This window comes from Massilia sp. PAMC28688 (assembly GCF_019443445.1).
Taxonomy (GTDB): domain Bacteria; phylum Pseudomonadota; class Gammaproteobacteria; order Burkholderiales; family Burkholderiaceae_D; genus Telluria_A.
Window position 1 is genome coordinate 3,017,342 of sequence record NZ_CP080378.1, and the last position, 11,549, is coordinate 3,028,890.

Here is an 11,549-nt window from a genome sequence, read left to right on the forward strand (position 1 = left end):
CATGCACCAGTCTCAATTTTCTGCCTGTATCGAAGCCTGCTATGCCTGCGCCCAGGCCTGTGACCACTGCGCCGCGGCCTGCCTGCAGGAGGATGACGTCAAGATGATGGCCGGCTGTATCGCGCTTGATATCGACTGCGCCCAGATGTGCCGCATGGCCGCCGGGGCCATGGCGCGCGGCAGCCAGATGGTCAGCGAACTGTGCCAGGTCTGCGCCACCGTCTGTGACGCTTGTGCCGACGAATGCGGCAAGCACGAGGCAGAGCATTGCCAGGAATGCGCCAGGGCCTGCCGCGCCTGCGCCGATGAATGCAGGCGCATGGTGAGCGGCGCGGCTTCCAAGGCCAGCGTCGGACGCGGGGCTGCCGCCCACTAAGCATGCGCCGCCGTGCCGCGCGTCCGGCCTGACGGTGTGATTCCACCGCTTGCCGGACGCCGGTGTTGGCACGTGCTGCATACTGGATCGTCTTGCCTGGATTGCTCGTATAGACTGGGCCGTTTAGACTGGGCCGTTGCTTCCAGCAACCGGCCCTGTTGCCGCATCTGGCAGGAGATGCTGGTTCAATGCTGCGCGCGGCGTTGAAAGGAAAAACCCTCCCGCCAGCGTTCAGGCGCCCACCAGGCATTCATCATGCCTTCGGAAGTTGAGGGCGCAACCATGCAAGAACCGGTCGATGCCACTTTCCATATGCAGATCACCTGTGCCAGGCTGGGTCGCCGCGATGGGAGGGAAGACCCCATATCCAGCGAACAGGCAATGCCACGAGATCGCGCTGAAGTGCGAGTTCCCTTGTGTGCGGGCGATTTCCTGAACGATGTCGGCCCGATCGAACCAAGCCTGTAACAGCGCGCCCAGCGCATCTGACAGGTGCATATTTTCCTGATTGGCGCGCCAGTAGCCGCTGTCCGGGCGAGTATTGAGCTTGTAGTGGGCGACGATATAGTCACGCGCCCTCTCGAACCGTTCGACAATTTCATTGTTAAAGCGGGACTGGTGCAGCGTCGTAAATTGACCCTCTTCGAAGCATGTCATGAAGGACTGGATCGAAGCCTGTACGAGATGCAGGGCGGTCGCCTCGAGCGGCTCGATGAATCCTTGCGCCAGGCCCAGTGCGAGGCAATTCCGGTTCCAGTGGCGCTCGACCTGACCCACCTTCATGGTCAAGTGCCGAGCCTCGACGTCGGCCGCGGTGGGCCCGAGCGTGCGCCTCAATTCGGCTTCCGCCTTGTCGGCCGAGAGAAATGCAGAGCTGTAGACGTAGCCATTGCCTACCCGATGTGTCAGTGGAATGTGCCAGGACCATCCCGCGGACAAGGCGCGCGAGACGGTCTGGACCGGAATCATGGCGCGCGCCGGGGCCGCCGTCGGGATCACGACGGCCGCATCGTTGAACAGGTTGTTGCGGAAGCTGTTGAAGGGCACACCTTGTGCCTGCTGCAACAGCAGCGACTTGAAGCCGGTGCAGTCGACGAAGAGATCACCGTCGATGCGCAAGCCGTCGGCGCCCAGCACGGCGACGATGTCGCCCTGGTCGTTCAGCTCGGCCTTGCCGATGGTGGCCTCGATTCGCTTCACGCCGCGCGATGCCGCATGGTTGGCCAAAAAGCGGCCGAGAAGCGCCGAATCGAAGTGATAGCCGTACTCGATGTCGAAGGGGAAGTGCGCGGGGGGCAGCGGGCCCTTGCCTTGCGCGGCAAGCACGCCACCGAGCAGGAAGCGCTCAGGCAAGGTGGTCACGTCCAGCCCCAGCCTGCGCGTCATGCAGTTGACGAACAAGGCCTGCTCGTTGAGCGAGTCGATTTTCGAGAAAAACGGATGGCTGTAGGCGGCAATGCCGGATGCCGGGCTCCAGTCCTCGAAGCGGATGCTGAGCTTATAGGTGGCATGGCAGGCCGGCATCCACTCGGCTTCCGCCACACCGATCTGGCGGAAGAAGTGCTTCAAGGAAGGCGTGGAGCCTTCGCCTACCCCGATGATGCCGATCTCGGGCGACTCGATGACCGTGATGCGCGCGCGTCCGTCACCCCAGCGGCTGGCCATGAGGTTGGCGGCCATCCAGCCTGCGGTGCCGCCGCCGACGATGACGATGTCGATCGGTTTCGCGGTGCCCATCATGATCGTGCCCTGACGGCAGCGGCCAGGTAGTCGTCATGGGTCATGAATCCTTCCAGGCCCTGGCGCTTTGCCGCCGCCATGTCCGCCAGCGCTCCGGCCAGCTCGTCGGGCGCAAATCCCGCCGCCACCGGATGGTAGTCCGCGGGCATCACACCCTGTCCGACCAGGACCTGCAGCCAGGAGGCGTCCTTGAAAATATCGTAGGGATCCTGGAACAGCCTGCCCGTGGCGCGGAACAGCGCGATCTTGTCGCGCAGCCGCGGCGGCACGGCCATGTGGCGCACGTCCTGCCAGAAGCCGCTATCTGGCCGTTCGTTCACGTGGTAGTGGAGGATGATGAAGTCGCGGATCGTTTCGTACTCCAGGGCCGACTGGGCGTTGTACTCGTCCACGAGCGCCTGGCTGATGCCTTCATGGGGAAACAGCTTGAGCAAGCGCACGATGGCTGACTGGATCAGGTAGATGCTGGTGGACTCGAGCGGCTCGAGGAAACCACCCGACAGTCCGATGGCACAGACATTCTTGGCCCAGGCGTCGCGCGTGCGCCCGGTGCGAAAGCGGATCAGTCTTGGTTCGGCCAGGGCCGGCGCCGGCAGGTTGGCCATCAGCGTGGCGCTTGCCTCGTCGTCGCTGATATGCCGGCTGCTGTACACCAGGCCATTGCCAATCCGGTGCTGCAGCGGAATCTGCCATTGCCATCCCGCCGCATGTGCTATCGAACGGGTATAGGGCAGGGTACTCGCCAGTCGCTCCGACGGCACGGCCAGAGCGCGGTCGCACGGCAGCCAGTGGGACCAGTCGTCATAGGGAACCTCGAGTGCTTGCTGGATGAGCAGGCCGCGCATGCCGGAGCAGTCCACGAACAGGTCACCATGCACTTCGCGGCCGTCCTGCAGCTTGAGGGTGCGCACATGACCCGATTCGGGCGCAAGCACAACCTGCTCGATCAAGCCTTCGGTGCGCTTCACCCCATTGGCTTCGCAAATTTTCCGCAGATACTGACCGTACAGGCCGGCATCGAAGTGGTAGGCATACGGCACATCCAGGAATGGATCCTGGGTACGGGGGCGCCCGAACCGGCCCGCCTGGCACGCCAGATAATTGAGGTCATACTCCCACAGGCTACGGGTCTGGCCCAGGGCCACGCCCCGAGCCCAGAAGTGCTGGAAATCGCAAAAGGCATGATTGCGCCCGGGCACCCCGAATGTATGAAAATACGATTCGCCAGGAACCCGCCACCCTTCGAAACGAATGGCCAGCTTGATCGATCCATTGGTTTCACGCAGGAAGTCGCTTTCAGAAATGCCCAGTACGGCATTGAGATGATGAATCGGCGGAATCGTCGCTTCGCCAACGCCCACGATGCCGATTGTCTCGGATTCGACCACTTCAACGGCCACCTGGTTGCCCAGGACACGCTTGATCAGTGCCGCCGACATCCAGCCGGCCGTTCCACCGCCGACCACGACAAGCTTTTCGATCCGCTTGTGCATAGACAACCTCCAACAAGATAAATTCAGGGCCGAATGTTCGGCCTCGTGCATGGTTTAACGAAAAAAGCCCAGGCAGCGGCAAGCTGTCCGGGCTTTCAGGGCTTACAGCTCAATCAAAACGAGTACTTCAGCGACAGCTCGTAGCGCGCGCCATAGCGATCATACTGCGTGACTTGACCGGAAGCGGTATCGATGGTGGCATCGTCCTGCTTGGTCAGGTTCTGGGCATTGAACGAGAGTCGCATTCCCTTCAGTTGATTGATGCTCGATCCCGAGAAATCATAGCTCACCTGGGCGTCCACCAGCGTCAGCGCCTTCCGGTTGGCCGGCGTGAGCGAGTTACTTTGACCGCGCGCTTCAGACAGGAAGGACGAACGCTTGGTGGCGGCCACGCGGGCGCTGAACCCGGCTTTTTCATAATACGCCGTCAGCTGGTAGGAATCCCTGGACAGGCCCGGGATGTCAGTGCCGTCGTTGAAGCTTCCCTCGGTCAGCGCAGCATTGGCCACCACGCCAAAGCCATCGAGATAGTTGCTGACCAACCGCAGAGGTAGCGTCGCGGCGAGTTCCACGCCCTTGACGCGGCCTTCGAGGCCGTCTTCGAAGAAGGTCCTGATGCCCTGGAAGGTAGCTGGCGCAAACACCGTGCCGTTGGTGTCCACTCCCTGGTGATAGCCAGGAATGTAGTACTGCGAGAAATCGACGACCTGGCGCCCGGTACGTGACCAGTTGACGATGTCTTTATAGAATCCGCCAACGCTCACATAGCCATCCTTGGCGAAATACCATTCGTAGCTCAAATCGGCCTGGTTGACCTCGTTCGGGCGCAGCTTCGCATTACCCGTGGTGGACGACCATGGGCCGCTGGCAGGATCGGGATTGGTGACGTTGAACAGGTTATTGATAAACCTCACACTTCCGCCCGGCCTCAGCTGGTCAATGCGCGCACGGCTGATTGCCTTGCTGGCCGCGAACCTGACCGTCTGGGTGTTGCTGAGATCAAAATTCACATTCAGGCTCGGCAGTACCTTGGTGTAGTTCGCGCCGTCGTCGACCGGCGTCGCCTTCACGAACAGGTCGGCACCGGTCACGCTCAGGAAGCCTGTGGCCGACTGCCTCGTGTTGATGAACTGCAGACCCATATTGCCGAACGTGTTGAACGAACCCAGCTGGCCTTCGAAATCGGCCTTGGCAAACAAGGTGGTGACCTTTTCCTTGATCGTATAGGTGTCACCCAGACGATCCGTTTCCAGTTGCTGCGCATCCCAGCGGCGGTAGGCGCCGGAGTTGATCAGCCCCTGTGCGTCGTAGGCCACAACCTGCCCCAACCCGGCCCAGGAAAGGTCTGCCACGCCCCTGCGGGCGGACTCGGGAATCGGGCCATCGTTCGGCCAGGTGTTCGCCGTCAGGTAGTAGCCCTGGTTGTCCTTGGACTTCGCGTGATCCGAATACAGCATGCCGACGTTGACCGCGTTGATCCAGCCGAGGTCGAGTTTGCCCACAGCTTCCAGGCGCACCGTGTCGAGCGATTCCTCGAAGACGGCATTGTTCACGAAGCCATCCTGGGCCTGGGCAAAGCCGATCGCCGGGTTGCCGGAGACCGAGGTCTGCAGTTGCGAGATCGGCGCCAGCGAACCGCCCCAGGCTTGGGGACCTGCCAGGCGCACCAGGTTGTAGTCGGCAAAATTGATGCTGTTGTTGCTGAACCTCAAGCCTTTGGACGTGGTTTCCCAGCTGCGGGTGGTACCGGGGCCCTGGGTCGCCAGACCGGCACGACCGTTGCCGGCATAGCTCTCGCCGATTTCATCGTGCTTGCTCGTGTCGCTGTGGGCCATGTCGAACTTGGCCTGCCATTGGTCGTTGACCGCCAGTTTCATGTTGACGCCGTAGGTACGCAAGGTACCCTTCTTGTCGGTCGGGTCGCTACGGAGAACCGCATTGAAAGGACCGCTGGTGCCCGACTGCGCCACGCCGTTGACGACCTGGCCGATCGTTCCATCGGGCAGGGCCTGGATGATGCCACGTCGGATGCCCTCGTCGCGGAAGTTGATCATCAGGGCGTCCAGAGCGACGTTCACCTTGTTGTTTGGCTTAAATTGCAGGACGGCGGAGGCGGTGTCGCGGGTCAGCAACTGCGAACGCGAGTACACCTCGATGCCGTTGGGCGTGTACGCATCGCCGAAATTAGCATTCCGACTCCAGCCCCACATGCCGTTCACTTCCGACTGGGAGGGCGAGTTCGTCTTCGCCAGCGCAATGGCCAGGCCCACGGTGTCGCCGGCAAAGCGGCGCGAATCGGCGAAGGCGAAGCGGTAGCCGGTATTCTTGAAGTCCGGGTTGTTCGACTCCAGGCTGCCTTTTTCGTAGGAAGCGTTCAGCGTCGTGGACGGCTTCGCGTCCAGCGGGCGGGTGGTGCGCAGGTCGACCGTGCCGCCAATGCCCATCGCACTGAGGCTGGCGTCAGGGGCCTTGTACACCACGGCGCCGCTCATGATTTCGGCCGGATACAGGTCGAATTCCACGCCGCGGTTGTTGCCGATGCCCAGCAGCTCGCGGCCGTTGAGGGTGGTACCGACGTAGTCTTCCTTGAAGCCGCGGACCGAGATGCCGCTGGTGCGGCCGGCAACGCGCTCGCCTGCAAGGCCGGGGATGCGTGCGAGCGTCTCGGCAATACTCGTGTCCGGCAACTTGCCGATGTCTTCCGCGCTCACGGCTTCGACGATGCTCGAGCTGTTTTTCTTGATCGATTGGGCTTGCATCAGACTGGCGCGGAATCCCGTCACGACGATCACCTGCGCGTCCGCATTGGTCGCCGCGGTAGTGTCCTGTGCTTGCGTAGCGCCACTTGCCGCAAGCAGAGATACCGCGCACGCGATTGCAGTGGGCCTGAGCATCCGCGGTTTAGTGAATGAACGCGGCGAACGCTTGGTGCCAAGCGACTGCGTCAGGCGCGACATCTTGATTTTCTCTTGATTCAATTTCGTCTCCAAATGAACGGGCCCAGGTACGTGCCTGCCCGTCGGGGCCAAAGGTTTTTCTCACGCACGTAGGAAAAGTACAATACAGTAGAACATTATTGTTGGTGTTGTTTTTTTAAACAATTTGTTGTAACGCAACGACACCTTGGAGCGTGGAGGCCGTATTTGCCCCGGCGGAGCTGACATTCTTGGTATTGGAATGCGCATGTCAGATCAAAAAAGGTCGATTTTCGGCATCGATTCCAGCTGTATAGTCCGTTGATTTTGGCGGATATGTAGTAAAACAACGTATCGGGTGAGTCTCGGTGGCCTTGCTGCGGCCAAGCTGTGCTAACGTCCCGCGGCACCTTAAGCGCTTGCAAACACAGCGTGCGCCTCGTTTGCCAGAGTCTGGATGACTTAGAATGCTGCTATGGGGTAGCGGAAGACAACAATGATGAAACGCAGCAACGGGTCCGACCGGCCACTGGAAAAGCTCGCCCGGCGCCTGCAGCGCGCCGAGGCGGCAAGCGACATTGCTGCGCCCGATCTTGGGCTCAGCACAGCCTTGTCACTGCGCGAGCGGGTGATTGAATCGAGCGCCAATGCCATGGTGATCAGCCGCGCCCAGGGCAGCGGGTTTGTCATTGAGCACGTCAATCCCGCGTTTGAACGGATTACCGGATACAGCGCGGCCGAAATCGTGGGCAAGAATTGCCGCTTCCTGCAGGGCGGCGACCATGACCAGCCGGCACTCGACGAGATCCGGGCGGCGCTGCGCGAGCAGCGACCGGGAAACGCTATTTTGCGTAATTACCGCAAGGATGGCTCGCTGTTCTGGAACCACCTGTTTGTCGCTCCCGTATTCGACCAGGCCGGCACTGCCACGCACTTTGTCGCGTCCCAGTACGACATCACGCATTCCAAGGTGCTTGAATCGCAGCTGCTCTACCAGGCCACCCACGATGAACTGACCGGGCTGCCCAACCGCAGCCTGCTGCAGGACCGGCTCCAGCATGCGCTGGCACAGGCAGCGCGCAGCGGTGAGCGCATCTGGCTGGCCTTTCTCGGCCTGGAAGGCCTCAAGGGTATCAGCGACAACCTGGGCCACGCGGCTGCCGACGAAGTGCTCAAGATCGTTTCGGCCAGGATGGCCGGCGTGCTGCGCGCGTCCGACACCATTGCGCGCTGGTCCGGCGACGAATTCACCATCCTCATGCCCGGCCAGGGTGCCGACACGGGGCCGGTGGCCGCGCTCGAACGCCTGCTGGGGGCCGTCAGCAGTCCGGTAAGCCTTGGCGGGCAGGAGTATGTGGTGCGCTCCAGCATGGGCGTGGCCTCGTATCCCGAAGACGGCGCCGAACCGGCCCTGCTGCTCAAGTGCGCCGATATCGCGGCGCGCCACGCCAAGGCCGACGGGCGCCACCATTTCCGCTTCCATACGCCGGACATGAACGCGCGCGCCCTGGCGCGGCTGCGCACCGAGGCGGACCTGCGCCAGGCGATCAGGCGCGACGAATTCGTGCTGCACTACCAGCCCCAGATCGACCTGTCATCTGGCCAGGTGGTCGGTGCCGAAGCGCTGGTGCGCTGGATGGCGCCCGGCCGCGGCCTGGTGGGACCGGTGGAATTCATCGCCATTGCCGAAGAATGCGGATTGATCGAGGAAATCGGCAACTGGGTACTGCGCACCGCCTGCCGGCAGAGCGTTGCCTGGCGCCGCAGTGGCCTGCCGCCGGTGCGCATGGCGGTCAACCTCTCGGCCAGGCAGTTCGTGCACAAAGACCTGGCCGGCATGATCGGGGCGGTGCTGGCCGATTCCGGGCTGGCGGGGCCCGATCTGGAACTGGAATTGACCGAAGGGGTGGTCATGCGCGACGTGGAGCACGGCATCAGTGTGCTGCGCGAGCTCAAGGCGCTGGGCGTGCAGATCGCCATTGACGATTTTGGCACCGGCTACTCCAGCCTGTCGTACCTCAAGCGTTTTCCCATCGACGTGCTCAAGATCGACCGCAGCTTCGTGATCGACATCGGCCAGGGCAATGGCGATGATGAAGCCATCGTGGCATCCATCATCGCGCTGTCGCACTCGCTCAAGCTGCGCGTGATTGCCGAAGGCGTGGAGACGGCAGCGCAGCTGGCTTACCTGGGCAGCCAGCATTGCGACGAAGTGCAGGGCTACTATTTTTCCAGGCCGCTGCCGGCGCAGGCCTTTGAGGCCTTCCTGCGCGAGCGCACACCCGCGCGGCAAGGCGCTGGCTGATGGCGCGGTACTGGGCACTTCACTGGCTGCGGCCGTAGCGCCCGCGCAGCAGTTCGAGCATGGCCACGTTCAGCTCCCACGGCTGCGATACCAGTTCGCCGCCAAACGGCAGCGCCTGGGTATAGGGCGCCGGCCCGAATTCCGGCGTGAGCGTCATGCGCCTTGCACCCGCCGCCTTGCGCAGCGCCACAATGCGGTCCCACCACGACAGGTGGCGCTGCAATGCCTCTCCCCACTCCGGCGCGCGGAAGTCGTTCACCTGCGGCCCCTGGGGGTGGCCCACGCGGGCGTGGATGTGGCGCGCGTGCGGCAAGACCGCGTCGAGCATCTCCTGCTGGTCTTCCAACAGCGATTCGCAGGCGCAGCACCAGTGCGAAAGGTCAGCCGTGAGCGCCAGCTGGGGCAGTTGGCGCAGGTAGGGCAGGAGCAGCGTAGGGTGGCCGGAAAAGCGGCTGCGGTGAATTTCATGCAGGACCGGCACGCCATGCTGCGCCCCGATCGACTCGGCCAGCGCGAGCAGTTCCATGTTCTGTTCGACGCTGTAGTAATCCTTGCCCGTGTGCGAATTGACGAACAGGGGACGCGCGCGGCAGGCATTGGCCAGGTAGCGCGCGAGCGCGTCGCGGTGTTCGTCAAAGCGGGCATGGAACGCTGTCTCCCACTGCTGCGCCGCCAGCTGCAGGCCGGCCGCGCCAATGCGGCCGGTCCATTCGTCATGGGCGGCGGGATCGAGCGGCAGCGACATTTCGATGCCGTCGAATCCGGCGTCCACCACGCGCGCGATGAACTCCTGCGGCGCCAGTGCATTGCTGCCCCAGTGCGGGGCCAGGATCAGGATCTCCACTGCCGTGCCTCAGTCGAAACCGCGCACAGGAAAGTCTGCGCCGCGCTGGATCCAGTTGTCGGGCGAGTAGCTGCTTGTACCATCGGTCGCGTGCAGGGTGTAGGCGTGGCGCGACACCGGCGAGCGATTGGGCGCGCTGTAGTGCGGCAGCAAACCATGGAAGCACACCAGGCTGCCCGCCGTGGCTTCCAGCGCAATGGCGCTGTCCTGCCCGGGCCAGGGCGTGGGGTCGAGCTTTTGCATGGTGATGTCGTTCCCGTGGCGTACGAAGCGCTCGCGCAGCGGGCCGCGGTGCCCGCCCGGCTGCACCCACAGGCAGCCATTGTCGCGCGTGGCGTCTTCCAGCGCGAACCAGAACGTGGTCACGGTGATGGGCGTGGTGTCGAAGAACGTCGCATCCTGGTGCCAGCCCACTTCGCCCCCGATGCCGGGCTGCTTGAATATGTACATGGACTGCCACACCTGCGGCTGCGACAGCCCCAGGTCGCGCGCCACTTCGGCCAGTTTTGGTTCGCGCGAAAAGCGCTCGAACACGGGGTCCAGGTCATGCAGGGCGTGGCCGATCTTGTTGATGGACAGGGCCTTGTCCTGCTTTAGCTGCCCGTGCTGGTCGAAAGCTTCTTCCTCGAAAAAACAGCGGATCGTATTGTCGGAGCCAAGGAAGTAGTCGTCCGTGGTTTTCACCTGGTCGCGGGTGGTGAAGATCGAGCGGCTGGCGCCCGGATCAAAACCGTTGACAATCTCTGCGGCCCGCTGGCGCAGCTGGGCAATGGCGGCGGCCGGCTTGAAGTCGGGAATGACGATGTAGCCATCGCGCTGGAATGCGTCGCGCTGTTCCTGGCTCAACATGGGTAGACTCCGGTAAGTTTGTGCAAGCAAGCATTGTAGAAGGCGGCTTACCGATCCGCAATCGAACCTTTGTTGACAGATTGTCGCCAGAACGCAGACAATCAGCCCATGGATCAGCTGCGTTCAATGGAAATTTTTGCCGAAGTGGCGCGCCTGCGCAGCTTTTCGGCGGCCGGGCGCGCGCTGGGCCTCACCCGCGCGCTGGTCAGCAAGGCCATTTTGCAGCTGGAAGAAAAGCTGGGCGCGCGCCTGCTGTACCGCTCCACGCGTGAAGTCAGCCTGACCGAAGCCGGCCAGGCCTACCTGCCCGGCTGCGTGGCGACGGTGGAACAGGCTCGCCAGGCAGCACGGGCGATCGCACCGGCGGGCGCCGAGCTGGCAGGCCCCTTGCGCATCCAGGCGCCGTCCAGTTTTGGGAGCCTGTGGCTGGCCGACGCGCTGGCGCGTTTCGCGCTGCGCCATCGGCTGCTGCAGCCATCGCTGTTTGTCGACGATGCGATCCTGGACCCGATCCGCCACGGCTTCGACCTGTCCATCAGGGTGGGCGGGATTCCCGATACTACCGGCCTGGCACTGCGCCGCCTGGCACCGTGCCGCGCCGTGCTGTGTGCCAGTCCCGATTACCTGGCGCGGCGCGGCGTGCCGGCGGCGCCGGACGCGCTGGCCGCGCATCAGTGCCTGCACTTCAGCCATCTGACCGACGGCACCAGCTGGCATTTCACGCGCGGCCACGATCGGCAAACCGTGCGCGTGCAGGCAGGCTTCACGTCCAACAACGGACTGGTGCTGCATCAGGCTGCGCTGCGCGGGCTGGGCATCGTCTACAGCACCACCTTCCTGGCCTGGCAAAGCCTGGCCGACGGGACGCTGGTGCAGGTGCTGCCGGAATGGGAACTGCCGCTCAATGACCTGACGGCGCTGTACCCGGCCGGACACCAGCCCTCGCCCAAGGTCAGGGCACTGATTGATTTCCTGGTCGAGCAATACCAGCCGGTGCCGCCGTGGGATGCAGCGCTGGCCCGCTAGA

8 protein-coding genes are annotated in these 11,549 nt (G+C 63.2%); 3 read left to right on the forward strand and 5 right to left on the reverse strand.

Annotated elements, in window-relative coordinates; genetic code table 11:
- Position 1 precedes the first annotated feature (1 nt).
- A complete protein-coding gene (locus tag KY495_RS13510) occupies positions 2-376 on the forward strand; it encodes a four-helix bundle copper-binding protein (protein ID WP_219879938.1) in 375 nt (124 codons plus the stop codon).
- A 231-nt stretch (positions 377-607) separates the two neighbouring features.
- On the opposite strand, the gene KY495_RS13515 is transcribed toward KY495_RS13510, so the two are convergent.
- From KY495_RS13515 to KY495_RS13525, 3 genes are all read right to left on the reverse strand, one after another.
- Positions 608-2,116, reverse strand: coding sequence for a tryptophan halogenase family protein (locus KY495_RS13515; RefSeq protein ID WP_219879939.1), 1,509 nt, complete (start codon positions 2,114-2,116; stop codon positions 608-610).
- The gene (locus KY495_RS13520) at positions 2,113-3,609 is read right to left on the reverse strand and encodes a tryptophan halogenase family protein (protein WP_219879940.1); all 1,497 of its coding nucleotides are present in this window, start codon (positions 3,607-3,609) and stop codon (positions 2,113-2,115) included. Before KY495_RS13520 ends, KY495_RS13515 begins: the two co-directional genes overlap by 4 nt.
- Positions 3,610-3,722: 113 nt before the next feature.
- Positions 3,723-6,392 (reverse strand): TonB-dependent receptor, encoded by a 2,670-nt coding sequence (locus KY495_RS13525; protein WP_219879941.1) that lies wholly within the window; start codon positions 6,390-6,392, stop codon positions 3,723-3,725.
- Positions 6,393-7,020: 628 nt separating this feature from the next.
- Between KY495_RS13525 and KY495_RS13530 the strand changes: the two genes are divergently transcribed.
- A complete protein-coding gene (locus tag KY495_RS13530) occupies positions 7,021-8,829 on the forward strand; it encodes a bifunctional diguanylate cyclase/phosphodiesterase (RefSeq protein ID WP_219879942.1) in 1,809 nt (602 codons plus the stop codon).
- A gap of 19 nt (positions 8,830-8,848) precedes the next feature.
- Here KY495_RS13530 and KY495_RS13535 read toward each other — a convergent pair whose 3' ends face one another.
- Positions 8,849-9,673, reverse strand: coding sequence for a sugar phosphate isomerase/epimerase (locus tag KY495_RS13535; protein WP_219879943.1), 825 nt, complete (start codon positions 9,671-9,673; stop codon positions 8,849-8,851).
- 9 nt (positions 9,674-9,682) lie between these two features.
- Entirely contained in the window at positions 9,683-10,522 is an 840-nt protein-coding gene (locus tag KY495_RS13540) for a phytanoyl-CoA dioxygenase family protein (RefSeq protein WP_219879944.1), read from the reverse strand.
- Between the two features lie 108 nt (positions 10,523-10,630).
- Here KY495_RS13540 and KY495_RS13545 point away from each other — a divergent pair, with 108 nt between their 5' ends.
- Complete coding sequence (locus tag KY495_RS13545) at positions 10,631-11,548, forward strand: LysR family transcriptional regulator (protein ID WP_229518294.1); 918 nt, start codon at positions 10,631-10,633, stop codon at positions 11,546-11,548.
- The last annotated feature ends 1 nt before the right edge of the window (position 11,549 follow it).

Bases quoted from the DNA above. Each gene is read 5' to 3' on its own strand.
- KY495_RS13510 (WP_219879938.1), top strand. From the start codon at position 2: ATGCACCAGTCTCAATTTTCTGCCTGTATCGAAGCCTGCTATGCCTGC.
- KY495_RS13515 (WP_219879939.1), bottom strand. From the start codon at position 2,116: ATGATGGGCACCGCGAAACCGATCGACATCGTCATCGTCGGCGGCGGC.
- KY495_RS13520 (WP_219879940.1), bottom strand. From the start codon at position 3,609: ATGCACAAGCGGATCGAAAAGCTTGTCGTGGTCGGCGGTGGAACGGCC.
- KY495_RS13530 (WP_219879942.1), top strand. From the start codon at position 7,021: ATGATGAAACGCAGCAACGGGTCCGACCGGCCACTGGAAAAGCTCGCC.
- KY495_RS13540 (WP_219879944.1), bottom strand. From the start codon at position 10,522: ATGTTGAGCCAGGAACAGCGCGACGCATTCCAGCGCGATGGCTACATC.
- KY495_RS13545 (WP_229518294.1), top strand. From the start codon at position 10,631: ATGGATCAGCTGCGTTCAATGGAAATTTTTGCCGAAGTGGCGCGCCTG.